This is a genomic window from Bradyrhizobium sp. USDA 3315, assembly GCF_054056795.1.
On record NZ_JBSRYP010000001.1, the window covers coordinates 9341528 to 9366595 of the forward strand.

Sequence of the window (25068 nt, forward strand, 5' to 3'; positions counted from 1 at the left end):
CCGGGGGCTTCCGATCGGATTTCGGCTACAGCTCTACTTATGCGCGGGCTGATCCGCTGGACAAAAGGGCGCGGGGCGAAGCTCCTAGAATGAGCTGAGACAGATAAGGAATGTCGCGCACGGTTCGGCGCACCATCAGCGCGACGAGAACAATCGCTCCCCCTAGAATTCCCGCCACGGCCAACCTGGTTGTGAGATCCGAAGGGACTGCGTACCGTATCGAATCCATGAGGCGAAATACCGTACCCTGAATCAAGTACAGCACCAGCGTGCTCTGTCCTATTTCCACGGCGATAAAGCGGACCACTCGATTTGAGCGGCCAGATCTCCAGCATTGCAAGAAGAGCTCGATCATGATCGCTGAGGCTGCCGCAGAGCCAAAAAGCATCAGAAGCACGTTCTTCGCCGACAGCACATCTTGAACCAGCGCGAGATTTTTGTAGACGTAAGTGTCCTTCTGCCAGGCCAGGAAACACACCAGTGCCGCTATCCAGAGAGACACGACCAAGATCAGCTTGTAAGAGGGTGTTATGCTTGTCCACCGGCCTTTCGACTGCGCAAATGAGAAGCCCAGGCAGAAAAACGGGTAAGTATACTTTATGAGAGGAAATATGGAGAATGTCAGGGGTGCGAACGCGACCAGTACGACTGATACGAACAAGATCCAGGGCGAGCAATGATCGAAGATCGAAAGAATTTTAACGAGAAGAAAATGAACGAACGCTGCCCAGATGAACCAGTATGTGCCGGCAACATCGTTTAGAACTGGCAAAATGTCGCCCGATGCGTCAGGCGCGCGGGGAAGCACAGCCAACTTTGCTGTCTCCAGGAGGGCACACCAAAACAGCATGGGCAGCAAGAGCCGCATCGCCCGATCGCCGACGGCTTGCGCCAACGACTTTCGCAACAGCGCACGGCAAGCAAGATATCCGCTTATCGCCATAAAGAGAGGCATATGGAACATGTAGATCCATTTGAAGCATGGCGAATCCCAGAAGCCTTCATCTCGGTAGAGGATATACTGGATCAGGTGACCGACGATCACCAAAATGATCAGCACTCCTTTGGCAAAATCCAAAGCTAGGTCGCGATCGTTCGCCTCTGGCGCACCAGGTGCAGTCGATCCGGTTAAATTTCGCAATGTATCAATCATTCGCTGCTGCAGCTTTGCTCCATGGAGATCGATCCGACCGATCATCGTGGAGGCAATTGCCATCTAGAGGCTACGCTCCGATAGCTGGCTGGGCACCAATGTTCAATTATATGGAGGCAGGTGATCGGTATAAAGAAAGAGGGAAGGAGTTATACGAGGGTTTGCAGATCGGCGATTGTGCGGCCACAAGCTTTCGAAAAGCTGACGAGATCAAGAGTTACAACAAGCAGCGGCGCGGCGATCGCATGATTTCTTCTGAAAGATGCAACATCCGGCCTGCTGTGGCTTCGCAGCCCGCCTGAAGTTGAGCTGCCGCGGGTGCGTTCGAACCCAACCAAAGCTTCCCTCGCCGTCATCCATACTAGGACGGCGCATGGGATCAACTACGCTTTTTTCGTGAATGTTTCTGTGCCCTATCTTCCGCTGGGCAGCCAATCCGTGGCCTCGCCGAAGAACGCCCTCAGCGACCATTTCGCGGCTTCGCTATCGGTCAGTTGATGAGAGTGAGGCTCGCGGCCTGCCGGATTGGCTCCAATGCCGGAGGATTTGTATTCGGCATAGTTGGCCGTCTTAAGTGTAATCGTCTTGCCCGGAGTCCACTCGCGCCAGCCTTCCGCGATGATCGGTGCATCCATCTTCGTCGACAGGAACACCACTGTGGCATAGGGGCGCCAAGGCCGGCCGAGCGCCACATAGCGCGCGGCAGGGTCGGCAGTCAGCCTGCAATGATCGAAAACATACGCGCTGTCCTCGTCCGAGGCTCCTTTGCTCTGTGCGGTATACACGACCGCTTGATTTGCGATGCCGTGCAACTCACATTGTCGGAAATAGGCCTTGGCATCACCAAATATGAAATCGACATGCCCCTCGATGTAGCAGTTCGAGAAGTATTGTCGCGATACTCGGCCGTTCGGCCGCTTACCGGCAAACAGCGTGTCCTGGGCGCCGAGCAGGCGGACGCGGGTGATAACGTCCCTGTCTCCAGTAACCGACAACGCCACCGCCTGCGAGGATGGATTGGCCGGATTGAGCGCGTAGTCGTTTTGGATTGTCAAATTATCGAGCCGGAAATCGTCGCCAGAGGCGTCCAGCGTCGCAGAACGAGCGGTTCCTCCGACATTGATCGCGCCGTCGCCATACACAACGACCGTATCATCCGGCTTCTTGCCGGAACCTCTGATATGAACACCAGATTTAGAGACTTTGACCTTCTCGCGATAAATGCCCGGCGCGATCTGGATGTCCCCGCCTTGGATCGGTAATACGTCGATCGCTTCCTGAACCGAGTGATAGGCTGCCCTGTCGGCATGCGAGACAAAAAGTGGCTGAGCGTGGGCCGCCGAGATGCAGAAACGTCCGACCAGAACTGCAGCGAACAGCGCGAAAATCCGCATGTGGTCTCACCTTTTGTCGGGCTCGCTGCACGCTCGATGCAGTCGGGATAACGTCCCGCCGCGACAAGCAGCTGAGTATGATCAACACGTTTCTCCACCGAGCCGGAACTCTCGCGCAACTGCGGGACGTCCAATGGCGGTGACCCTGTCGGACTGCTGCAATGAGGGTGTCAGCGCCGTGTCTCGTCGCAACGCCCGTGAATCAAAGCGGTATCGAGGCGCATCTGACCGGCCTGAGATTCGACACCGAGTTGTGCTTAGTCATTACCGTCCCGGAATGCTCTGGCACATCCCTCCCATCCGCGCGAGGCCGGTTCTCTGGCTCGCCCGGGCAGCGGCGGCGACACCTCAGAATGATCGGCGGTCACATTGGCATTTTCGAGCTGCCAAGTCGCGGAATCGGCAAATCGAACATCCTCGAGCGTCACATCAAGGGCGTGCCGCTCGTCGACCCCGCGCATCAGCAGCGCACCATTGTCGCCACGCACATGGCGCAGAACGATCTGGCGATAGACTGGAATCCTCGTGCCTTGGGCACGTGGATCGTACTTTGTGTCGAACGCGACCGGCCATCGGTTGCCCCGCAGACACACGTTCTCATAGGTCACTCGTTCGACCAGGCCGCCTCGGCTGATATCGCTCTTGATGCGCAGGCCGGACGTCGTGCCGTCCAAGGTCAGGTTGCGGACCAGTATGTCGCTGGCGCCGGAATTCACCTCGCTGCCGATCGACATCCCGTGCCCCCAGCCGAAGTAGTTATCGGTGATGGAGATATGACGGGTTGCGCCATTGTCGCCGGCTTTGATTGCGACGTTATCGTCTCCAGTGCGGATAAAACTGTGGGTGATGGTTACGTCCTGGCTGGCGCCAGGATCGATGCCGTCGGTATTGCGGGCATCGGCCGGTGCATCGATCGTGAGGCCCCAGAACGTGGCACCTTGGACCCGGTTCATCGCGACATGGAAACTGGGTGAATTGCGCAAGGTGACGCCAGAAACACTGATGTCCTGTGCATGATCAATCTGGATCAAACGCGGGGCGTTCTGGTTGCCGCCCTCGGCCTGTGCGCGGCGGGCCAGCTGCCACCAGGTTTCGGCGCTGCCGACCATCGGTGCACCGCCCTGGCCGTCGATGATGCCGTCGCCGTAGATGCCGCCGCCGCGCGTTTTGGAAAAGCTGACGAACGGCCGACAACCGTCGCCTTTCGCCCCGATGCGACCACACTGTCCGCGGCCCTTGTCGTAGGCAGCAGGTTCGGGGATGGCGAAAAGCGTTGCACCGCGTCCGATCCACAAGGTCACGCCCGATTTCATCTCAAGTGAGCCCGACCGGAACTCGCCACGCCCGAGATAGACCGCAGCACCGGCGGGGCAATGGTCGATGGCACCTTGCAGCCTCGCCGTGTCGTTCCCACCAGACGGCACCGGGCGGTCGCAGACCGTCTGAGGTGCTCCGGGTTCGGCGACAATGCGGCGATCTTGTGCCTTCGCGGTGGGGCAAAAAGCGATGAAGGCAATGCTGAACAACAGGGTCCATTCGCGAAAAAGCTTTGTCATCGACCTCGTCTCGTTGCCGCGAGCATCCTCGCCACTACCTTGTCCTGAGCTGAGCGCCAGCCAATCGGCCACCGCTCGCCGCACTGGCCCGCGCAAGATGACATTTATAAGACCGCAAACGAGAGCGTGGGCTTTGCCGGCAACGACTGCACTCTGCGGCTGATGCCATCGAGGCAGAGTCGGAGCACCTCACGTCCGCATCGATTCTTCAGCGAACGGAGCAGCCGCAAGCCAGATACGAGGCGGCCAGGCACCATGTGCCCAGGTAGAGCAGCCTGCTTTGGACTGAACAGAACCAGAAGCAGGATCAGGTCGATCGACCGCTATGCACGTGAGCTGATTTCTCGATCTCGGCCCTTCATTTTGCCCTGGATCAAACATTCTTGCCTGCAAGATCTCGAATAGGAGATTTCCAACAAGCTCAGCATCGTGCGGCCGCTTAACGCGTACGACGCGAGGCATCGTGATCCACATCCATGAACGCGGCGAGTAGCGTCAAATAAATATCGGAAGCCCTTACCGACCGAGCAGCGCTTTCGGGGGCAAGCCGGGACGAGAACGAACCGGCAGAGCGCAGATGAACGACAAGTTACTGCTCGGGCGCCGCCGTGGTTTACAGAACGGCTCGGCGCGGTAGTTGATTGAATAGCGCAGTTCGCGGCGCCGGTGCTCGCGGCCTAAAGCGTTTTCCGCGTTCAGCATGTCGTGGCTTTGCGAGCCTCATCGATTCGAAGAGCAGGCAGCACGTCTGTTGGGAGATGATGGCCACAACGGCTATGCGGACCCGCAGCCGCGCATCGGATGCCAAAAAGGAGACAGCACGCGCCCGACCACTTGCAAGCGGCGGCGCGTGGTATAGAGCGGGACGCGAGTTGACCGCGATCATTGCAGGGGGCGACGATTCGTCGTGATTGGGCGCGAGCGCGCCGTTAAGTACGTTACGTACACAACTGCTGTACAGGCAGTTACTTTACCCGACATGTGGGCTGCTCTTTGCGGTGTGATATTGCGACCGCAGTGGTAGAACCGATGCAGGTTCATGATTCTGTGCGAAATTATGCTGCGAGCGCCAAACGTTCCAATTGAGTCAATTCGTACTGTTGTAGCCATAGCCGAGACAGGCAGCTTGACGAAAGCCGCAGGCAAGCTCGGGCTTAGTCAGCCCGCGGTCACCGCCCAGGTCAAGCGATTGCAGGGACTGATTGGCGGACAACTGTTTGACAAAACGCCCAATGGCACGACCGTCACCGATCTCGGCGAACTCGTCCTCCAGCAGGCTCGTATAATACTCGAGGCTAACGATCAAATGCTCAGGCTTGCCGGTCGTGGCAACGCGACCGTTCATCGTGTCGGCCTCAGCAGCCTCTTTGCTCAAAGACTTTTGGAGCGGGCCGGAACAGACGACTTTTCGGACCTCTTTATATGCGCCGATCATTCCAGCGCGATCCGCAAGGGTCTGATCGAAGGCTACATAGACGTAGCCTGCGTTTTCACTACGGATGTGGATTCCGATCTTTCAAAAACCATCCTTGAACAACGGACATTCCCGGCCACCTGGGTTCGCTCGCGCGATTTCGTCCACCGCCCGGGCACCCCTATTCCGATAGTAACCCTTCCTGATCACGACTGGATGATCGCTCAGTTGGACAGGATGGGATCGGCCTACAGGATTGTTCTTCACGCCTCCGACCACCTGGTGAGACTGTCAGCCGTGCGCCTTGGTGTGGGTCTGACTGCACTGCCTTCGTTCTGCGTGCCTGACGATCTGGTTCAATCGCCCGACTACTACCTGCCGCAACTGTCCGATCTAAGGGCTATCATCTGTGCGAGGCCGGGGCTGCGAAAGGAGGTTGCGACGAGACTTTTACAAAGGGTCAAAGGAATATTCGACGACAAGCACCATCAACCCCACCGTGCTCGTTCAGTAGAGACCATGAATAGACGGTGACCCGAATCGCGGACGGTGGTCCGCCGACGGTTAGACGGCCCTGCCTGCCTGGGGACCAAATCAGGGGCGGATTTCGGAACTCCGCGATCTCCCGGTGCGCACGGATCACCTGCTGGAATTCTGCTGATTGAGAGCAGTCTTTAACTGTGTTTCGAATCTAGCTCTCTTACGCCAATGCCAGACCGGAACTTTCGCTGTAAATAGAAGAGTTGGATGTGAGAGTGGTGCTCTCGATTGACGCCGACGATACCGCGTAGGTTTTGCAGCTGGTTTTCCGCAATCCTGTAATTCTGTTTGAGTTCCGCCGGAGACTTCCTGTTGCCACCTTTGAACGTGTCCATAGAGGCGATCTGTTCGACCAGCTCCCGGACGTCCGGCGGGGTCGGGACGCGGATCCCTTTGCAAATCTGCACCATCCAATCATCGTAGGCAGGATCGGTCTTCACCTTCGACGGTGGTATCGGAACGATCGTGGCCTGGGCCAACCATTCGGCATTCAAGACCGCAGACAGGTCGCGAGCGCATCGGGCAATCGCCGGGGCCTTGTATTGGTGACCACCATCGTTACGCTTCTTCTTCTTCTGAAGATTATGGATCAGCTGATTGGTGTCGCCGCGCGCCACCCCTTGCCGGCCGTGTACTCGTAGAGGTCATGACAATCGTCGTCCTCATGAGGTACCAGTGGTCTCGCCGGTTGGTCTCGTCAATTTGCTGGAGCAGGCGTGCCATCACCTAACGCGCCCCAGATATCGGCGAGGTCGCGGACACGGATCGCGCCCCGCTTCTCGAAGTTTGCCGGCCAGGTGATGTCGTCTCGCTTGAAGCAGGAAGCGAGGATGAACAGCTTGCGCCCCTGTTGAAGGGCGGCGCGAGCCTGCGTGAGCGTCCCGCTCGTGTCGCTAGCCTCCACGATTATGGTGCCCTCGGTGAGAGCGCTCATCGTGACGTTCCGCTCAGGGAAAAACAGCTTGTTCTGCGGAACGTGCTGACTGGCGTACCTGAGCACTGGCACCTGAGAGATGAGCAGATGCTGCTCCGCAATGCTGCGCTGGAGAGGCTGGTTTTTCTGTGGGTAATAGGTCCCGATCCTGGCGGCGTATGACCACATGGCCGGCTGCATCAACGCCGTACACTTGGAAGACCGACTTCGCGATATCCAGACTGATCGTCGAAATTGACTGCATAGGCTGCTCCTCCGAATCGTGGGAGCCTCAAACGGCGCCCACTCCTGGGCACTCTCGTGCCGGCGGAGGAGCCGTGCACAGCATCGACTGCCGACGTTCCAAAGTGAATGAGACCACCGACAGTTATTCTGTCGGCGCTATTGAGAGCGGCGTCAAGTAGACCGAAACAGATTATCCCCGCACTCAGACTGCAAGACGATCCAAAGGAATCGAAACCCTTAACCTGAGCCCGCTCGGTAACCAATCATATTCCACCTTGCCGCCCAGTTGCACGGCAAACTTACCATGATGCGTTCGCTGGACGCCTCATCTTCATAAGGCCGCAAGACCGTTCGCACTACGTCTCCCACCGTCGTTCGCTCGCTATGCGACTCCATACCCATGATTCCTGGACGGATTAAGTCCTTGGCATGCATTAGAGCGTCAAGACGGCCTCGTAACGATTGAGCCATCTCTCGCGGAGTTCTGGCTGACCGAGCGCTCAGACTTACCGGAAGTCAAGGCCGGTCTATCATATTTGTTAGCTCACGTAATCGATAGGAGACGCCATGGTCCTACCCAAGGCGGAAAAGGAATGGGGAGAGCGCGCGAGCGCCTTCCTAAAAGCTGAGATGAAGAAAGCCGACGTGACCTATGCCGAGTTGGTCAAGCGGCTGAAAAAGCACGGCCTCAAGGATGAAACCGAGGCCGGGACCACCATGAAGCTCAAGCGGGGATCGTTTACGGCGATCTTCTTTCTTGCGTGCGTTGCAGCGCTAGGCTGTGTGGACTCTTGGGATTCTCAAATCAGAGGGAACGTGATTCAAGGCTTTCTTTTAGGAGGAAGCCTTGGGTGTCATGGATCGGCTCGTTCTGAGCGACCCGCAATGGGACCGGATCTCCGGCATGATCATCGGTCGGCCGGACCAGCGTGGTTCGACGGGCCGCGACAACCGGATGTTTGTCGAGGGCGTGTTATGGATCGTGCGAACCGGTTCGCCGTGGCGTGATCTGCCCGAAGCGTTCGGTGAATGGAACAGCGTATTCCGACGCTTCAGCCGGTGGAGCGCCAAGGGGGTCTGGCTGCGTATGTTCGAAGCGCTCGCAGATGATCCGGACTTTGAATACCTGATCGTTGACTCCACCATCGTCCGCGCCCACCAGCACGCCAGCGGCGCAAAAGGGGGGCTCAAAATCAGGCCATTGGGCGTTCGCGCGGCGGCCTGACGACAAAAATCCATATGGCTGTCCGCGGCTTGGGTTGCCCGGTCCGCTTCTTCCTAACGGCAGGTCAAACCGGCGATGCACCTCAGGCCCAGCCGCTCATCGAGGGGCTCCCAGCCGAGGTCGTGATGGGCGATGCGGCCTACGATTCCGATGCGCTGCGATCCGCGATCGCCGCAAAAGGCGCCCAAGCCGTCATTCCGAACAACCCCTCACGGGCAATCAAATATCCGCTCAACAAACCCCTCTATACCGAGCGTCATCTGATCGAATGCTGCTTCTCGAAACTGAAGCGGTTCAGGCGCGTCGCTACGCGCTACGAAAAGACGGCGCGAAACTACTTCGCCGTCGTTGCTATCGCCGCAACTCTGCTCTGGCTAAGGTAACTGTCCACGCGGCCTAGAGCTTGAGCAAGTGGTGCTAGAGGAGATTTGACCGCAAAAACCTGCACCTTAGTGTCTTGAGGCGTTTTCAGATCGTTCCGTAATCGGGGCGAAACATATTGCTGGCGCTTGCACGGAATAGAGCGCAGGTTTGCCTCTATCACCGCCGGCCTTTCGGCATTTATCGATGACGAGATCGCTGTCAGTCACCGCGCTCCCGCCTCGCCCCAAGCAAAGCAAGTGGAGTGCGCAATGCCTGAACTGCCACGTTTCGAATCCCATTCGGTCCCGGCACGCATTTGCCTTGGCATTGCAGCTTTCAGTACTGCCGCGCTCGTCCTCATAACCCTTGTGGCGTTTGCGCCATAATATCGCAGCCGTGAGCCTGTACGTGGCCGGCTATAATCGCTGCCTCGTAATGAGGCTCTGCGGACCACGCCAGCGGTTGCGTCGAGCATCGCTGATCGCGCTGGACGATCCGGAAGACTGGATGCCGTGCAGCTGGAGCTCGCCCCCCGGTGCGTCTCGGGGTAGTCTGAGTGCCCGACGCTACGCCCGACGGCTTTCGTATCCAGCGCACGGTTGACGCCCTGCATGAGTTCCACAAGCATGGTTCTCGGCATCAGGAGCTCAAAATGAAGGACATGCAGGCGCACTTAGAGAAGCTTCGCGTCGAAGCGGAGGATTGCGAGCTGATCAGCAAGCTGGCGGCACACCACCGGGCGCTACCTGATGAGGTGGGGCGGACTATGAAGGCCTCAGCCTAGCAAGTCCGCTAGCCAGCGACGCGGAAGATTAAGGCCACTTCTGCAAGTGGCCTCGCATGGCTCCATTCCTACAGCGGGACAATTTCCCGTAGCATCCCGGTGCAAGGACCGCACATCGATTTGCTACTCCCTACGTATGCCAGGCACCTTCACCCACAGGGGCGTCACCTTCGACGTGAAACGCCTATATGATGATCAGTTCGAGATCATCATTGAGATCGGCGGAGAAACCACCCGCCATACCGTGCGCACACGATTGGCAGAACTAGCAAAGCGCCGGGCCGAGATGCTGATCGATCGTAAGCTGAAAACAAAAATCAGGCCTGGGTAGGCCGCCCCAGCTGGCGGCCTCTAACAGAAAACGGCCCCAGCACCTTTGGGGGCCTAGAGGCTGGTGCCGGGGCCAGTCGCCCTAAGATGAATCGGGACGTGACCCGAGGCTTTAAAGCAAACACCGGTGTCAGAAATTGCTACTCCTTCCCGATGCGATTGGGTGTCTTAGTTTGTCGTTTGTCGCGGCAAGTGTCCTATCTGGACGGCGTAATAAGAGAGGGCCCCAGCGGTGAAGCTGGGGCCAGTGTGTAGCTGGGCGTCTCAGTGCCTGTAGCGGTGCGGCACCGAACAGGGCGACAAATGCCAATGCTTGCGCTTCGTTCCTACTCATAAAAGAAACCCCAGCATCCGGATCATGCTGGGGCCAAGCTGGATCGCCGAGCCGCAGTCCGCCAGGAAGCAACGGTCGTCGTTCTAGGGCTGAAAAAATACGAAATGAAAATTAGCTGCCCTGTTGCTCGGATCATCCCAAACGACGCTCCGGTCCGAAAATTGCGCGGCGGCGATCAGGGTGAGACTTCAGCGACAATCAAGGTGAGACTGCGCCGATGGGGGCGGACCGAAGGGAGGGCGTAGCCCGACCGGAGGACCGTCCCCATCGGCGTCGCGCGTTTTTGGACCCGTCTGGCGGCCGGGTGCGGCTGGTGCAAGCTGTTGATTCGTCTCGACAAGAGGGAATCGATGCCTTGCCTGGCCTCCACATCACCGACCACCAGATGAGGCTGTACATGACCTACCGACAGACACTGTCCCCCGAGGCCGCCGCGGCCAAGGCGGGGTTCTCGAAGGCAAGCGCGTATCGAATCGAGGGCGATTGTCGCCCGCCATCGCAGAAGAAGACGCCGAGGGGCCGGCGCCGGTCCGATCCGCTCGCGCAGTATTGGGAGGCCGAGATCGTTCCGATCCTGAAGGCTGCGCCCGGCATCCGCGTGATCGGCGTGCTGGACGAGCTGCGCCGACGGCATCATGACCTGAACCCGAACATCCGCCGCACGCTGGAGCGGCGCATCAACGCCTGGCGGGCGCTCAACGGCCCCGAACAGGACGTGATCTTCCGCCAGCAGCACGAGCCCGGCCGCCTGGGTCTGTCCGACTTCACCGACGTGAGCGCGCTCGGTATTACCATCGCGGGTGAGCCGCTCGGTCACCGGCTCTATCACTTCCGGTTGGCGTTCTCCGGCTTCGAGCATGCCCATGTCGTGCTCGGCGGCGAAAGCTTCGTCGCCCTGGCGGAGGGCTTGCAGAACGCGCTGTGGGCGCTTGGCGGCGTGCCGCGGGAGCATCGCAGCGACAGCCTGTCGGCAGCGTTCCGCAATCTGGCCGCCGACGCACGGGAGGATCTGACGCAGCGCTACGCCGGGCTGATGGGCCACTATGGCATGGCGCCAACGCGCAACAATGCGGGCATCGCACATGAGAACGGCTCGATCGAGAGCGCGCACGGCCATCTCAAGCGGGCACTGGAAGATGCGCTGTTGCTGCGGGGGACGCGCGACTTCGCCAGTCTCGATGCGTACCGGGCTTTTGTCGACGAGATTGTCGGCCGGCGCAACGCCAACCTCGCCAAGCCGATCGCGCTCGAGAAGGAGGCATTGGCGCCGCTGCCAAAAGGCCGCACGACCGACTTCGAGGAGAAAGTGATCCCGGTGACGTCGTCAGGCGGCTTCATCCTGCGGCGCGTGTTCTACACCGTGCCTTCAAGATTGATCGGCCATCGCCTGCGTGTGCGCATCTTCGACGACCGGCTCGAATGCTTCCTTGGCGTCACACCGGTCGTGACGCTGCGGCGCGGTCGGCCTGTGTCCGAGAGCCAGGGCGGTCATGTCGTGGATTACCGGCATGTCATCCATGCCCTGCGGCGCAAGCCGATGGCGCTCCTCAATCTCGTTTATCGCGACCAACTCTTCCCGCGTGCAGCTTACAAACGTCTGTTCGAGACCTTGCGGGAGCATGGTGATGACCGGCGCGCCTGCAAGGTGACGGTCGAGCTTCTGGCGCTGGCTCACGAGCGCGCCTGCGAAGCAGACCTCGCCGAGGCGATCGCGATGGATCTGGACGCCGGACAGTTACCCGATCTTGCCGCGCTGCGCGACCGCTTCCGGCCCGAGGCGGCCTCGATCCCGCGTGTCGCCGTCAAGCTGGCGCCGCTCGACGTCTACGATGAACTCGCCTCCGTCAGCGTCATGTCGGGCCGCTCGAACCTGGGAGAGGCAGCATGACCGGTATCGCTACCTCCGTCGATGCTGCCCGTGTCGAGCTGCTTCTCAATGAGCTCCGCCTGCCGGGCGTCAAGGCGATCTGGCCGAAGCTCGCCGCACAGTCGGACAAGGAAGGGTGGCCTGCCGCCCGCTTCCTCGCCGCCCTTGCCGAGCACGAGGCCGCCGATCGCACCCGCCGTCGGATCGAGCGACACATGGTGGAAGCGCGTTTGCCCGCCGGCAAGACGCTCGCAACCTTCGACTTCGAAAGCGTGCCGATGCTATCAAAGGCACAGGCGATGGCGCTCGCCGCCGGCGACGCCTGGTTGAAGGCCGGCGCCAATTTGCTCTTGTTCGGTCCACCGGGCGGCGGCAAGACCCATCTCGGCGCGGCGATCGGCCTGGCTCTCGTCGAGAACGGTTGGCGCGTTCTCTTCGCGCGAACCACTGATCTGGTGCAACGGCTGCAGGTCGCGCGGCGCGAGCTGGCGCTGGAGTCCGCGATCGCCAAACTCGATCGCTATGACCTCCTGATCCTCGACGACATCACATATGTGAGCAAGGATCAGGCGGAAACCAGTGTGTTGTTCGAGTTGATCGCCGCCCGCTACGAACGACGCTCGCTGCTGATCACGGCCAATCAGCCATTTGGCGAATGGGGGCGTATCTTCCCGGACCAAGCAATGACGTTGGCTGCCATCGATCGTTTGGTCCACCACGCCACGATCCTCGAGATGAACGTCGAAAGTTACCGTCGAAAAGTTGCCCTCGATCGCAAGCGCGGTCCAGGCCGGCCGCCTGTTCACACTACCCCAAACGAACTCGACAAGACTTTAATTGACGCTGGCAGCGCCGCTTGATTGTCGCGCAGCGTCAATCAACGCTTGCCAAGTCGACGGCCAGCGTCAATTATCTCCTGACTCGGCCGCCTCGTCTCATCTTGATTGACGGGCCCCTCTCATCCTGATTGTCGCGCTATAGAAAATAAACCATGTGAATCCTGGCGAGACAATTTCCGCTTTTTCCCGAGACTTGACGCCGTCGTCGATGGGAGTTTGAATTAACTCCTCGGTCCTCTCCAGGCCGAGAACCCCTACCGCACAAGGCGAGGCCCCGGAGAAGCGCCACATCGGGGCCTCTGCTGCGGATTCGCAAAACCGGCATCACATACCCATGTGCCGGTCATGCCCAAATTCGAGTTCTGCCTGCCGACCGTTGGAAAGTTGGTTCCGGCCGGCCCGGAGTGGTTCCACGAGATCAAGTGCGACGGCTACCGCCTGCGCCTCGAGCGCGACGGAGATCGCGTCCGGCTGATCACCAAGGGCGGCCACGACTGGACGAAGCGCTCCCCGTGGATCGTGGAAGCCGCCCTCAAGAACCGCCAGAAGCAGTTCGTGATTGACGGCGAGGCCATAGTCCGCGGCGTCGATGGCTACTCGGACTTCAACGCCCTGCACTCAGGCAAGCACAATGCCGAGGTCGAGATGCTGGCGTTCGACATTCTGGCGATGGATGGCGACGACCTGAGGGATCTGCCGCTCTCGATGCGCAAGACTAACCTGCAACGGTTGCTTGCGCCGGCCGGAGGGCATCTTCCTGTCGGATTTCGAACAGGGCGAGATCGGACCTGACCTCTTCCGAAAGGCCTGCGAGTTCGGATTTGAGGGCCTGGTGTCGAAGCGATCCGATCGCCCCTACCGCGGCGGCCGGTGTCCCGTACTGGATCAAGGTCAAGAACCGGACGCATCCGGCTATGTTGCGGGAGTTTTGAGTACCAAAGACGCATTTGACCAATGGTGGGAGTGGGCCAAGAAACCACGAGATTCAAACTTGGAGATCGATTTTAGCATCTGGCGCCCTGTCTCCATGCTCTCCCCCGCAGATCGGCTTGACCGTCGGAAGGTCAATGAAGCCGTGGCGCGGCACAAGGAGCCCGACGCCGGTTAGGGCGCGGGGCCAAGTCTAGGGAGGATACAAGCCTGAAGGCATTCGGGCTGAGCAACCGCCGTCACCAGACATGCCGGCGGATTCGTTAACGGCTTACTCGCCGCCGATGTGCCGCGCCGGGGAGCCTGGATGAACCCATTGCCGCGGCGGAGATCCGCAATCTCCTTGTTCGCGGTCTCAATTAGACCTTCAACCGCAACAACCCGCTGATCCACCAGCTTGCGAAGAGTTTCGTTCGCGTTCTGCTTCTCGATCGCGCTTGCGACGATTTTGAGCGTGTCCTCAACCGCTTTCACTCGAAATTCGAGCATGTCCAGTCGGACTCCGAACTTGTACCCACCCACCTATAAAGGCCACGAGGGCCAAGATGGACGCGCTGCTGTTGCCAGACAGCAATGAACCCAATGTCCTTCTTCCGTCCGACCTCGAGGGGACTGCACCCCGGGTCAGCTAATGCTCCACGCGCGGCCCGTCTATGGGTCACGCAGCTTCCCTGGCGCTCGAGGACGGCGAACCTGCGCCTCAACCGCGCTGCCGAATTGCGGGTCCGGGTGCATAATTCGCCTTAGCACTTGTTAACGAAACGGACGTCAGGTCAGGTTATGGGACCAAAGCCCTAAAAAATTTTTGGCCCCCTCTTGAAACCAAAAACGACTTTGCTAATTTTTTTGTCGCCACCAAACGGTGGTGTCCGGGCGCCCCATGGGTCCGGCCGTTGAGACGGGCACCGGTCGTGTCCGGTGCCGCTCGTAACCATCTTGCTCTTTGGAGGATTTGGCTATGCGCACTTATGATTTCTCGCCCCTTTGGCGTTCGACCATTGGCTTCGACCGCCTTTTTGACCTCGCGGAAATGGCCCAGCGGGCCGGCGAGGACAACTATCCACCCTACAATATCGAACGGCTGTCTGAGGACCGCTACCAGATTTCGTTGGCGGTTGCAGGTTTTGCGCCCAACGAGATCGCGATCACGGCCGAACAGAACGTGATCACCATTGAGGGCAGCAAGTCGGAGAAGGCTGAGCGCGATTTTCTCTATCGCGGCATCTCCACCCGCAGCTTCAAGCGGCAGTTTAACCTGGCGGATTACGTTCAGGTCAAGAGCGCCGCATTCGACAACGGCTTGCTCAAGATCGAGCTGGTCCGGGAAATTCCGGAAGCCATGAAGCCGCGCCGTATCGCAATCAACGGCGTATCGGCCGACAATGTCCAGAAATTGGAAGCCAAGGCAGCCTAAGCAGGCTCCGACCGGCGCCGCGCGAGGCTTCGCGCGGCTGCCGCTCGTCGTCAATGCAAAGGAGGATACCATGCGGCCGACGACCGCTGACGACAACGTGTTTGACTTCAACGCGCTCCTGCATCCCGGCACCGCTTTCGAACATCCCAGGGATGTCGTGTGCCACGCCGGCCTGACGACGGCCGAGAAGCGGGCAATTCTGGCATCCTGGGCGTCCGACGCATCGGCGATAGCATCATGCCCGTCGCTCCGCTCGCCCGCCCGACTGAAGAAGCCCGTATCGATCGACGAAATCCTCGAGGCCCTGTGCGAACTCGACGGCGGACCCCGGAATCCTCCGGGTGGAAAGCCTTGTCGGTTGCGCTCAACCGAGCGTGCCTTGGCCGCCTGAGCCGGAAGGGGACGAATGATGATCGAGGGAAATCTTGAACGCCTGCGTGCCCATCGCGCCAATATTCGGCGCTACCGCAGGCTGCTCGCGACACGGCTGTCGGACCTGGAGCGAGCGTATATCGGACGCCGGATGAGCGAAGAGCAGCGTTCCGTGGAGGCCCTTTTGCACGAGACGTTTCTCGATCGCCTCTCGCTGCCGACGGATCGCCGACGAACAACGAACCTGGAGATGGCCCGGCTGCTGCATCCAGCCGAGGCGTTTGCTCATCCGATGGATGTTGTCGATGATTGCGACCTCACATCGTACGAGAAACGGGCCATTCTATCGCTTTGGGCCGCGGATGCTTGCGCCGTGAAAGACGATCCAGAATTGAACCAGACAATCGATGGAGCTGTGAGCTTCGACGACATTGTGGATGCCCTGCGCCTTCTGGAGTTCGATTCGGATCGAAGGACCGATGGCTCCAACCGAAAAGGCCGACGTTTTGGCAGCCATGAGGCGGACGATAGTCCCGCCCTGTAGACCGATGCTTTTGTTGCTCTGCCGCGACTCTTACGAGAGCGCGGCAGAGGCGGGAATTTGTTGAGCGCTGCGAGGGGGAAAATGTCTCAAACTGTTTCTCAGAAACTGCCGTCGCTCGGCACCGGGCTGACGAAGTATTTAACGGAAATTAGACAATTTCCGATCCTCACTCGGGACGAAGAGACCACCCTTGGTCGGCGATGGCGAAACCACGGCGATCGTGAAGCGGCTTATCGCCTGGTGACAAGCCACCTGCGTCTCGTTGCGAAAATTGCCATGCGATATCGAGGTTATGGGCTACCCATTGGCGATATCATTTCCGAGGGTAATGTCGGCCTGATGCAGGCCGTGCGGCGATTCGATCCGGAGCGGGGCATCCGCCTTTCCACCTATGCCATGTGGTGGATCAAGGCAACGATCCAAGATTTTGTTCTTCGCTCCTGGTCGCTGGTGAAGATCACGGCGGACGCTGCCCAGAAGAAGCTATTCTTCAAACTGAGGCAATCGAAGAGTGCGATCGCCGCCTTGGAGGACGGGGATCTGAGACCAGAACAGGTCAAGACGATCGCCACTCACCTCAAGGTACCCGAACGTGAAGTCGTGAATATGGACCGTCGCCTGCGTGGCGACCTGTCCCTGAATTTACGTCACAACGATGCCGGCGACGTCGGCGATGCCCTCGAACGGCTGGTTGATCCGTCGCCTACCCATGACGTGACGTTGGCCGAGCACCAGGAACTGGCTCAACGGCGCCAAGCTTTGACAGCAGCCATTGAGAAGCTAAGCCCACGTGAAAGGCATATCTTCACAGCACGCTATTTGAGTGAAGATCCCCCGAAGCTCGAAGCGCTTGCCTTGGAGTACGAAATATCGCGCGAGCGTGTCCGCCAAATCGAGCAACGATCATTTGAAAAGGTACAGTCCGCGATGCTGGCAGGAGGAAGCCTGTCTGAAAAGTCCAGACAGCATTCGAAGGACGGTAGACATACTTTCGGCTCAGACGCTTGACTGTACGATGCTAACGCCATTCATTCTTTGTCTGATGATCGCGAACAGCATGGCCGTGCCAGGAGCCATCTGCGCGGCACGACATATCTCCGCATTTGAACTGCTCGCCTGCGTTCAACGTCATTAACTACGAAGGCATCGGAAGAGCGTGTGCTGACGTCAGCTCGTTCGCCAAAGCCACGGAGATTTGCGATGCCGCCTAAGGCGGTGCCACGCATTTCAACAATAGGGATTCGGGACGCACCGTAGTGGGCTCCCTCTCTTCTAGGTGGAGCTTGGTAAGCGCCCGACGCAGAAATTTCTGCATCGAACCCAGAATTTTTCTCAGACCCCTCTCGGAGCCAAACTCGTTTTTCCAACTCATTCTTTGCTACAACCGCGGTGCCGGCCGCCTGATCGGGGCCGGCGGATTGAACTGCACGCTGGATTGGTGTCCGGCGCTCCTTCGTACCCACCTTGCTCTTTGGAGGACTTGGTTATGAGGACCACGCTTGACTTCACGTCCCTGTGGCCATGATTGGAGCACCCGTTTTCCAGTCGCCGAGTCGGCGCTTCGCATCCGTTGTCAGCGGTTGTGATCGATGGCGAAGCCGTGCTGCTGGGCATCGATGGCCGGAGCGACTTCAATGGCCTGCACTCGCGCCGGCATGACAACGAGGTGCAGCTCTACGCCTTCGACACCCGCTCAACGTGGTTCGCGGATGAGGCCACCGCTAAGCTTCGCATGGAGCTTATCCAGCAGTGCACCGGCGTTTTTGTTGATTTTGTGGACCGTCGGGTCAAGTTTCAGATCGGCCATTTGATAGACAGAGGCGCGCTCGTGCATCATCTCTTTGATCGTCTCTTCTGGATTATCGGTTTGCAGTAGCGGACGCGCCGTATCCTTGACCAAGCGCTTGGTGATCGTGTCCAGATCGGTATTGATCCAGATCGAGATTCCCTTCTCACGGGTACGGTCGCGGATCTTCTCACTCGTGAAGGCGCCGCCGCCGGTTGCGAGCACAATGGGGCCTCGCTCGAGCAATTGCAGGATCTCGCTCTCTTCCAGATCCCTGAAATACTGCTCACCATGGTCTTTGAAGATCTCGTTGATCGCTTTACCGGCCTTGGTCTCGATCACTTTGTCGGAATCGACGAAATCGAGGCCCAGCATGTTCGAAAGCTTGCTGCCGATCGAGGATTTCCCAGCGCCCATCATGCCGACGAGCACGATCGGCCTCTCGCCCAAGGCTGCAACGATTTGTCCGGCCATGGGAGAACGCTTACGCATCTTGGGCTGGGCATTTCGCCATGCAAGAACCGCGCTGGCATCATCGGTGCCGCCTGCTTCTGCTTCCCAATTTGGGATACTCGTCGCTTGATCGGGAAGTGGAACCTCGCTAACGATCCGTCTTGCGCGCTGCACGAGGTGCTCTACTCTGGATTGATCCATTGTCCCTCTGCTGCCTCGCTGCAGCATCTTGTAAGTATCGTGATTGGCAAGCTTGGCCTGGTAGCTGGCTGGTGTATGGAACTCAACCTCGAAGCGGTAACCTTCAGGCGTTGCAAAGACGGTTTTGATTCCGACATAGGTGGGATTTCGCGTCCTGAACCAATTGGTTGTGCTGAGCTCGGTATACCCCTGCTCATCAAAGGCAAGCACGGCTTTCCTGAAGCCCGTTGTAAAATCGCCGTGAGGGATTTCAAAGACGTGCCGTACGGCGTTGCTGATCAGCTGTGAGGTGGTGCCGGAGGGGAGGCTCTTGCCGGTGAGTTGGTCGGTCAATGATTGGTCGGTCCGCAGGCGATGCTGATCGTGCGGCAGATTCACCTGAATGCCGTGTTGTCTCTCTAAGTTCGCCACGACATCGCCGACTGTTTTCGTGATCGCCTCATCTTCGCGTCTCGCCCGATCCGTCTCGCGCCTGGCGCGTACGGCGGCCTCCTCGCGGCTCAGCGTGATCATCGCGCCGTCTTCGGCGGCAGGCCGGGCGTCGGACGGCTCTGGCAGAATACCGCTTTCCACGCTGAGCCTGATCGAGGCTTCCATGACGGAGGCTGCCAGCGTCGGATTGTCCTTCAGATCGGCCAACGTCGCCTCGACGTCCAATCTGCCGCGGTTGAGATGGGCCGCCATGCTCTTGGTATAAGGCACCGACTTCGGTGTCGGGGTTGCCTGCAGCAATTCCTGCAGACGTTTGCTTTTGGCCGCGTACAGCCGAGCACCCGTGTCGGATTTATAGGCGTCGGTGCCAACCTTGACGCCGAGGCTCAGGAAGTTGTTCGCGCTTTTAACAAGGTCGTCGTCAACGTAACCATCGGGCAAGGGATGCATACGCGCGGGATAGTTGTCGACGAGAAGCTGGATGCGCTCTCGCGGCTGAACAGCTGCCGGGTAAGTCTCCGCCAGATCCGGGAACAGTTCGCACAGCTCCGCACTTAATGTCAGCCTTGCGTCATGCGGCCCGTCGTGCGCAACGCCCAAGGATTGCTCCCAGGCCTCGAGGTCGGCAATGAGCCGATCGGCCATTTCGCGGGCGACCGGATGGCGTGCCGCCTTGATCTCCGCTCTCGCTCGGTCGAGCTTGCCCTCGATATCGGTCCGGTTCGCCTCTTCCTGGTCCAGCAGCCCACGCAGCTCGCGCTTGAGTTCGTGGTGAACACCTTCGTAGGTGCCGAACAAGGCACGCTCGGCAAACCGGTGTCGCGCTTCATGCGATTGCCCCAGAAAGCTTCGCAATAGGCCGGTATAGGTTTCCAGCACACCCTGCGTGGCGGCGAGGATTTGGCTCGCGCGGCTAAATTGATACCGATTGTCCTCGATCGCGGGGGTGTGCGATTTCGGCGGCTTGAGCGAATGCACACCACGCGCCTGCTCCTCCTGATCGAATTGCCGCACATGCTGATAGAGCGCGGGACGGTCACCGACGATGATGACGGCGTCTCCGTCGAAATCGCCATCGAGGCGTTTCTGTTCGACAGGCGGCACGGCAACCAGCGAGCCCGGCGCGAACACTTCGGTCACCTGCAGGATCCCGACGGTCTCGAGCGCGGTGTCCTGTTTCGCGCGGTCCTTACTGCTCGTCCAGCTCGAATGGATCTTGACGTCCTCGGAAGACATGACGAGGTCGCGGTCGGCAAAGTCAGCTGGCCAGATCTCGTCCGGCACCACGATCAGCAAGCCTTTTGCAAAGAAGGTCGGATCGTCCGCGACCAGTTCGTCGTGCGATTTCTGGGCGACATTCAAGCTATATTGTATGGCAACGCACCGATCGAGGAATGCCGCCGTCGGGTCCCCATCGGCTGCCGATCTGACCTGCTCAACTGAAAATGGACGCAGGTTCGGCTTGTCGTACGGCGATCGCCCGACCAGCACGCCTGTCGTACCCGCCAAGGTGTCGCTCTTGATGGTCGGCACATGCAGACGCCCATCGCTTGAGGGGACGGCAACTGCGGCAGGAGCATCGATGTGTGCGGCCGTCACGGTCCGATAGAGCTCCTCGGACGTGAGTTCCTTGTTGTCTCTGCTCTTGAGCCAGATCCTGGCCTTCTCTCTTGCCTCCTCCGCGACGGTCTCGCTGCGAGGATAATGATGCAGCGCCGAGGCAGGCAGGGATGCTCTCTTGCCCTCGGCATAGGCCGGGAGGCGATCGGGACCATTCTGGTCGCCGGCGCGGCAAACGGCGCGCATTTTCTCAGCCAGTGAGGCCTTGATGAATCCTGTGCCGTCATGCGGTCGCAACGCGATTGGACCTTGCGGCCCAACGAGCACGAATGGATGAGCCCGCTCGGCAGGCCGGTCGGGGAGAAGGGAGATTTTGAAAGCGCCTTCGAGGACGCTGTCCTGGGGCGCGAGACCTTTGATGGATGGTGAGCCCGCAAATCCCCTGCGCTGCGTATAAAAGTAAGCCTCCTTGAATGGCCCCCAGGCGCGCGACAGCTGCTCGAAATCCGTGCCCGCTGCGGTGTCGGCATACGGAATTGCCAGGAGCTTGCCGCCGGTCTGCTCAATCCGCCGCCCGCCTGGCGCGCGCGCGGCGACCTGCGCCAGGGTCAATCGCGGCGGCTTGAGCTTGCTGCCGCCGAACAGATCCATCCGATACGGTACGCCATCGACTGCGAGCGTGCGGGTCAACATGAAGCTGCTGGGTTTTCCAGGCAGCTGCACCGCGACCACCGGTACTTTCCCCTGCGTCAGGCGATGAAAGACCGAATATCGTACTTCCGACTCCATGGTCAGGGGCTGTCCCCGCATGTCCACGACCGGCAGCTGCATCAGTCCGGCATTGCCCTGCGGTGGACGCGGCTCGTGGTCCATGTCGCTCAACACCTGGTGGGCGTCAAATCTCGCGGCAGGAAGTTGAGCATGGACCGTTGCGACATTCTGCTCGAGGAACGAATCCAGCGCATCGAGCGGGTTATCCGCCTCGATGTCCGCAATCAGGTTCCAGCTCATATTGGACAGATCGCGCTCGATCAGATCGCGTGTGCTGCGCAGGATCTCTCTGGTCCCGCGCTCCAGCTCCTGCTGCCTGATCCGCAAATCCGATTGGTCGCCTTCGACATAGGGGCGTCGATAAAGCTTCTCGAGCACCACACGGGCTTTAAGGACCTGGTAGACCGACAAAGCGGGGGTGCGGCTCGCGTGTGGGCCCCGGATCCGCTCCGCATCGGTGGCTGCCAGATGCGCCGCGATCTTGTCTTGCGTGACGCCTTGAATGTCGTTCAACAGGTTCAGCGCTTGCCTGCGATGCCAGCGCAGCTGCTTCTGCGAGCTGCGCGCCAGGGGCAAAACAGCGACACTGAGGTGACCCATGATCTCGAGGTTATGCTCGGTGGCAAAATCGTCACCGGTGCTCAGTTCCGCAAGCCTGGTCAACCCCAACGGCGCCAGCAAGGACAGATCGTCAAACAGCCGCGCCTTACCCAAGGCTTTGAAAATGTTGGCAATGCTCAGAACGCCGGCCTGCCGCAGGCGATCATTCGCATAGTACAGATGGTGCGCGAGCTTGTGCAGGCGGTTCTTCAGAACAGCGGCTTGATCGTTCTCTCCACGATCTTCGGCTTCCATCGTGCAGCGCGCCAGAGCATTGGCAAGCATGCCGAGCTCTGCCGTGGTGAAGGCATTAAATCGGCGCGCTCCGCTCCCAAAGCTGCGCGCGATCTCCATCACCGCCTGCCGGCACGCCTCCTCTTCCGGCCATTTGGCAAAATCATGCACGAGGGTCGCGACCGCCAATGGCTCAAGGTCAGACAGTCCGCCCTCGCGACGCATCATGCCGCGGGCGATAACAGCTGTCGCCTCGCCGCAGCGTTCGTGGTCCAGCTTGCCGAATCCATTCGCAAGGTTCCGCAAATTCTGCTGGGTAAAGCCGGAAAACCCATCACCCCGGCCGGCGCGGCCGCAGATTTCGGCCGCGATTGCCAACATGGCCTCGCTACAGTTCCTCTCGCGTGGCCACTTGCTGAACCCGTTGACGAGGTTTGCAAGTCCTTGCGGAGAAAATTCAGCGAGCTCGCGCGCGCCAGCCGCGCGGCGCGCGAGGTCGCCGCCCAGTAAAGCTGTCGCCTGTGCGCAGTCGTTATCGTCTGCCAGCTTGCTTAGACCGTTCACCAGCATTGAAAAATGTTGGCTATTGAAGCGAGCGAGCGAGTTGGCGCGGTGACTGACCAGTTCAGTGGCGATCGAAACCAGGGCTGGGGCAGCGGCCTGTCCTGGCCACTTGGAAAAGCCGTTTGCCAGATTTGCCAGGTGCTGCTCACTGAAATCAGACAGTCCGCTGCCCCGGCCAGCGCGATCGCGCAGCTCGCTGGCAAGAGCGATGGCCGCGGAATGGGAGCTCAGCTCGCCAGACCATTTGCTCAATCCATTCACGATGTTCGCCAGGTCCTGCGGACCTGCATTTGCAAGGCCGTTGTCGCGCTCAGCGCGGCGACTAAGTTCCGTTGCAATCGGCACTGCGGCTTGACCTGCGCGTTCCGGCCATTTGCTGAAGCCATTCACCAGGTTCGCCAAGTGCTGGAAGCTAAAATCTGCGAGCCCGTCGACGCTCGTCGCGCGGCGACGGATTTCGGCCGCGATCAAAGCTGTCGCCTGGCCACCGTCTTCTGTCGGCCATTTGCTAAAGCCGTTCACGAGACTAGCAAGATCCTGCTGATTAAAGCGGGTGAGCCCGTCTGCGCGCGCAGCCCGAACCACGATCTGCCTTGCGACCTCGACCGTGGCCGCGCGGTTGATATTGTCGTCCGCCAATATGGTCTTGCTGAAGGCGTTCACCAGGTTCGCCAGCTCCCGCTCGTGAAAACGCGGGAGCTGGACGCGGCGGCCCACGACCTCGCGAGCGATCGCGCTTGTCACCTGGACCGCTTGCGTCATGTCCGGCCATTTGGCGAACCCGTTCGCCAGGCTTGCCATGTCCTGTGGGTTGAATTCAGACAGACGAGCCGGTCGGTCGGCGCGGCGAAGAACCTCGCTGGCTAGCGTGCACGCAACGTCCTCGGTTGGTACTTGTCCGGTTAACTTGCTGAACCCGTTGACGAGATTGGACAGATCCTGGGACGAAAAATCCGAGAGTTGAGCTGGACGCTCGGCGCGGCAGACGATCTGCCGGCCGATCTCGCGGCTGGCGCGAACACATACTTGCTCTTCCGCCCTGTTGGCAAAGCCGTTGAGCAGCATTGCCAGGTCCTTTGGCTTAAAATCGGTCAGACCCGGCCTGCCGCTTGCGCGACGATCGATTTGGGCCGCGATCAAGACTTCGGCGTGGCCAAGATTTGCGTCTTGCGGCCATTTGCCAAAGCCGTTGACGAGGTTCGCCAATTGCTGCTCATCGGCACGAAAGAGCTCGCTTGCGCCGCGATGGACGAGTTCGCTCGCAACCGCAATTGTGGCTCGCCCGCAAGCCTGCTCCTGCGGCCACTTGCTAAACCCGTTCACCAGGGTGGAGAGGTGTTGCAAGGCAAAATCGGTCAACCCATCGGCCTCAACATGGCCTGCCACCACGAGGGCGGCGTCGCGGCAGGGCCCCTGTTCGGGCCACTTACTGAAACCGTTGAGCAGCAAGGACAGATCCTGACTGCTTGACCTATTAAGCACCCTTGGCTCATCGCGGCAGAATTCGGCGATCCGGATCGTCGCATCGCGACATTGCATGGACCGGGAGTGGCGGCCAAAGGAGGAAGCAAAAAGGGAGAAGGCTCCGGGGGCGACCTGTTTCATATGATCATCGTCAAGGCGCGATAGGCGAGCCGCCAGGGCTCTGCAAGCATTTGCTCCGGCCTCGCCTGTGCGGCTGACCGCGTTGCATGCCATTGCGTAGGCCCATGAGGAACCGATGTTGTCCTCGAGTTGCGGAATAAAGCGCGCCTCGAAATGTGCAGCCGCCTTTTGCTGGAATTCGGCGAGTTCCTGTCCGCGGAATTGTTTGCCGTGACGCACCACGGCACGTGAGAAGGCATCGATGTTGCGAGCGCCGGCGATCTCTGCGAGCGCGGCATTGAAGTCGTCCGAATCTCTGGAATGAGCTTGCGATGTTACATGCCCAACGTTCCGGCCTGTGGCATTGTGAGCGCGCCATCCAGCTCCGCCACCTGGTCCTGCGACCGATTGAGGATGGGGTGCAAGCCGACCTCTTTGCTCGGGGTCGACGCGGCCCTGAGTGCGCCAGGGCTGCTCTTGCGGACGCGTGTCAGTAGCCCCTCGGTAAGCTGCGCCACCGGGAACATCATAAGGCTGCGAATTCTGATGCGAAGGCGCAGCGTCGGGATGCCATCCGTCCCTCTGGTCCTGGCGACCGGGAAGCGGCCGGGTATGTCGCTCGAGTGCACCTTGCTGCGAGCTGGCGGCCATTCGATCGCTCCGCC

Annotated in this window: 19 protein-coding genes and 1 pseudogene; 12 read left to right on the forward strand and 8 right to left on the reverse strand. The window is 59.7% G+C overall.

The annotated features are described in order from the left end of the window. Positions 1 to 37: 37 nt before the first annotated feature. The 3 genes from nolL to ACVIYL_RS43520 all read right to left on the reverse strand — a co-directional run bounded on the left by nolL (position 38) and on the right by ACVIYL_RS43520 (position 4103). The gene (gene nolL / locus ACVIYL_RS43510) at positions 38 to 1153 is read right to left on the reverse strand and encodes a nodulation factor fucose acetyltransferase NolL (protein ID WP_456781962.1); all 1116 of its coding nucleotides are present in this window, start codon (positions 1151 to 1153) and stop codon (positions 38 to 40) included. Positions 1154 to 1566: 413 nt separating this feature from the next. Continuing rightward, positions 1567 to 2547 carry a pectinesterase family protein gene (locus ACVIYL_RS43515; protein ID WP_456781565.1) on the reverse strand — a complete coding sequence of 327 codons (981 nt, stop codon included), beginning with the start codon at positions 2545 to 2547 and terminating at the stop codon, positions 1567 to 1569. Between the two features lie 257 nt (positions 2548 to 2804). Further along, positions 2805 to 4103: a glycoside hydrolase family 28 protein gene (locus ACVIYL_RS43520; protein ID WP_310880999.1), complete on the reverse strand. Its 1299-nt coding sequence runs from the start codon at positions 4101 to 4103 to the stop codon at positions 2805 to 2807. A gap of 1057 nt (positions 4104 to 5160) precedes the next feature. Here ACVIYL_RS43520 and ACVIYL_RS43525 point away from each other — a divergent pair. Further along, the gene (locus ACVIYL_RS43525; protein ID WP_310881058.1) at positions 5161 to 6051 is read left to right on the forward strand and encodes a LysR family transcriptional regulator; all 891 of its coding nucleotides are present in this window, start codon (positions 5161 to 5163) and stop codon (positions 6049 to 6051) included. A gap of 140 nt (positions 6052 to 6191) precedes the next feature. On the opposite strand, the gene ACVIYL_RS43530 is transcribed toward ACVIYL_RS43525, so the two are convergent. From ACVIYL_RS43530 to ACVIYL_RS43540, 3 genes are all read right to left on the reverse strand, one after another. Then, on the reverse strand, positions 6192 to 6674 hold the full coding sequence (locus ACVIYL_RS43530) for a hypothetical protein (protein ID WP_456781566.1): 483 nt from the start codon (positions 6672 to 6674) through the stop codon (positions 6192 to 6194). An 80-nt stretch (positions 6675 to 6754) separates the two neighbouring features. Further along, a complete protein-coding gene (locus ACVIYL_RS43535; protein ID WP_375166716.1) occupies positions 6755 to 7159 on the reverse strand; it encodes a DNA-processing protein DprA in 405 nt (134 codons plus the stop codon). A gap of 294 nt (positions 7160 to 7453) precedes the next feature. Next, complete coding sequence (locus ACVIYL_RS43540) at positions 7454 to 7720, reverse strand: HWE histidine kinase domain-containing protein (protein WP_456781963.1); 267 nt, start codon at positions 7718 to 7720, stop codon at positions 7454 to 7456. Positions 7721 to 7783: 63 nt separating this feature from the next. Between ACVIYL_RS43540 and ACVIYL_RS43545 the strand changes: the two genes are divergently transcribed. The 7 genes and pseudogenes from ACVIYL_RS43545 to ACVIYL_RS43575 all read left to right on the forward strand — a co-directional run bounded on the left by ACVIYL_RS43545 (position 7784) and on the right by ACVIYL_RS43575 (position 13750). Beyond that, a complete protein-coding gene (locus ACVIYL_RS43545; protein ID WP_456781567.1) occupies positions 7784 to 8224 on the forward strand; it encodes a DUF6471 domain-containing protein in 441 nt (146 codons plus the stop codon). Then, positions 8121 to 8824, forward strand: a pseudogene (locus ACVIYL_RS43550) (IS5 family transposase). Before ACVIYL_RS43545 ends, ACVIYL_RS43550 begins: the two are co-directional and overlap by 104 nt. Before the next feature lie 536 nt (positions 8825 to 9360). Beyond that, the gene (locus ACVIYL_RS43555; protein ID WP_456781568.1) at positions 9361 to 9588 is read left to right on the forward strand and encodes a hypothetical protein; all 228 of its coding nucleotides are present in this window, start codon (positions 9361 to 9363) and stop codon (positions 9586 to 9588) included. Positions 9589 to 9724: 136 nt separating this feature from the next. After that, positions 9725 to 9919, forward strand: coding sequence for a hypothetical protein (locus ACVIYL_RS43560; protein WP_456781569.1), 195 nt, complete (start codon positions 9725 to 9727; stop codon positions 9917 to 9919). Positions 9920 to 10607: 688 nt separating this feature from the next. Beyond that, the gene (gene istA, locus ACVIYL_RS43565; protein ID WP_092090428.1) at positions 10608 to 12140 is read left to right on the forward strand and encodes an IS21 family transposase; all 1533 of its coding nucleotides are present in this window, start codon (positions 10608 to 10610) and stop codon (positions 12138 to 12140) included. Next, on the forward strand, positions 12137 to 12979 hold the full coding sequence (gene istB / locus ACVIYL_RS43570; RefSeq protein ID WP_076832955.1) for an IS21-like element helper ATPase IstB: 843 nt from the start codon (positions 12137 to 12139) through the stop codon (positions 12977 to 12979). The genes istA and istB overlap by 4 nt, the downstream gene beginning before the upstream one ends. A gap of 324 nt (positions 12980 to 13303) precedes the next feature. Continuing rightward, positions 13304 to 13750: an ATP-dependent DNA ligase gene (locus ACVIYL_RS43575; RefSeq protein ID WP_456781570.1), complete on the forward strand. Its 447-nt coding sequence runs from the start codon at positions 13304 to 13306 to the stop codon at positions 13748 to 13750. A gap of 312 nt (positions 13751 to 14062) precedes the next feature. Here ACVIYL_RS43575 and ACVIYL_RS43580 read toward each other — a convergent pair whose 3' ends face one another. Continuing rightward, positions 14063 to 14377, reverse strand: a complete 315-nt coding sequence (locus ACVIYL_RS43580; protein ID WP_456781571.1) for a hypothetical protein — start codon at positions 14375 to 14377, stop codon at positions 14063 to 14065. Positions 14378 to 14846: 469 nt separating this feature from the next. Between ACVIYL_RS43580 and hspD the strand changes: the two genes are divergently transcribed. The 4 genes from hspD (at position 14847) to rpoH (ending at position 17226) form a co-directional block, all read left to right on the forward strand. Continuing rightward, a complete protein-coding gene (hspD, locus tag ACVIYL_RS43585) occupies positions 14847 to 15302 on the forward strand; it encodes a small heat shock protein HspD (protein ID WP_018272795.1) in 456 nt (151 codons plus the stop codon). 70 nt (positions 15303 to 15372) lie between these two features. Beyond that, positions 15373 to 15693 carry a hypothetical protein gene (locus tag ACVIYL_RS43590; RefSeq protein WP_456781572.1) on the forward strand — a complete coding sequence of 107 codons (321 nt, stop codon included), beginning with the start codon at positions 15373 to 15375 and terminating at the stop codon, positions 15691 to 15693. A gap of 15 nt (positions 15694 to 15708) precedes the next feature. After that, the gene (locus ACVIYL_RS43595; RefSeq protein WP_456781573.1) at positions 15709 to 16218 is read left to right on the forward strand and encodes a hypothetical protein; all 510 of its coding nucleotides are present in this window, start codon (positions 15709 to 15711) and stop codon (positions 16216 to 16218) included. A gap of 81 nt (positions 16219 to 16299) precedes the next feature. Next, a complete protein-coding gene (rpoH, locus tag ACVIYL_RS43600) occupies positions 16300 to 17226 on the forward strand; it encodes an RNA polymerase sigma factor RpoH (protein WP_456781574.1) in 927 nt (308 codons plus the stop codon). 685 nt (positions 17227 to 17911) lie between these two features. On the opposite strand, the gene ACVIYL_RS43605 is transcribed toward rpoH, so the two are convergent. Continuing rightward, positions 17912 to 25054 (reverse strand): shikimate kinase, encoded by a 7143-nt coding sequence (locus tag ACVIYL_RS43605; RefSeq protein ID WP_456781575.1) that lies wholly within the window; start codon positions 25052 to 25054, stop codon positions 17912 to 17914. Positions 25055 to 25068 lie beyond the last annotated feature (14 nt).

Excerpts from the sequence above, each read along its gene's own strand:
- nolL (WP_456781962.1), bottom strand. The coding sequence starts at position 1,153 with ATGATTGATACATTGCGAAATTTAACCGGATCGACTGCACCTGGTGCG.
- ACVIYL_RS43515 (WP_456781565.1), bottom strand. The coding sequence starts at position 2,547 with ATGCGGATTTTCGCGCTGTTCGCTGCAGTTCTGGTCGGACGTTTCTGC.
- ACVIYL_RS43520 (WP_310880999.1), bottom strand. The coding sequence starts at position 4,103 with ATGACAAAGCTTTTTCGCGAATGGACCCTGTTGTTCAGCATTGCCTTC.
- ACVIYL_RS43525 (WP_310881058.1), top strand. The coding sequence starts at position 5,161 with ATGCTGCGAGCGCCAAACGTTCCAATTGAGTCAATTCGTACTGTTGTA.
- ACVIYL_RS43535 (WP_375166716.1), bottom strand. The coding sequence starts at position 7,159 with ATGTGGTCATACGCCGCCAGGATCGGGACCTATTACCCACAGAAAAAC.
- ACVIYL_RS43545 (WP_456781567.1), top strand. The coding sequence starts at position 7,784 with ATGGTCCTACCCAAGGCGGAAAAGGAATGGGGAGAGCGCGCGAGCGCC.
- ACVIYL_RS43560 (WP_456781569.1), top strand. The coding sequence starts at position 9,725 with ATGCCAGGCACCTTCACCCACAGGGGCGTCACCTTCGACGTGAAACGC.
- istB (WP_076832955.1), top strand. The coding sequence starts at position 12,137 with ATGACCGGTATCGCTACCTCCGTCGATGCTGCCCGTGTCGAGCTGCTT.
- ACVIYL_RS43575 (WP_456781570.1), top strand. The coding sequence starts at position 13,304 with ATGCCCAAATTCGAGTTCTGCCTGCCGACCGTTGGAAAGTTGGTTCCG.
- ACVIYL_RS43580 (WP_456781571.1), bottom strand. The coding sequence starts at position 14,377 with ATGCTCGAATTTCGAGTGAAAGCGGTTGAGGACACGCTCAAAATCGTC.
- hspD (WP_018272795.1), top strand. The coding sequence starts at position 14,847 with ATGCGCACTTATGATTTCTCGCCCCTTTGGCGTTCGACCATTGGCTTC.
- ACVIYL_RS43590 (WP_456781572.1), top strand. The coding sequence starts at position 15,373 with ATGCGGCCGACGACCGCTGACGACAACGTGTTTGACTTCAACGCGCTC.
- ACVIYL_RS43595 (WP_456781573.1), top strand. The coding sequence starts at position 15,709 with ATGATGATCGAGGGAAATCTTGAACGCCTGCGTGCCCATCGCGCCAAT.
- rpoH (WP_456781574.1), top strand. The coding sequence starts at position 16,300 with ATGTCTCAAACTGTTTCTCAGAAACTGCCGTCGCTCGGCACCGGGCTG.
- ACVIYL_RS43605 (WP_456781575.1), bottom strand. The coding sequence starts at position 25,054 with ATGGCCGCCAGCTCGCAGCAAGGTGCACTCGAGCGACATACCCGGCCG.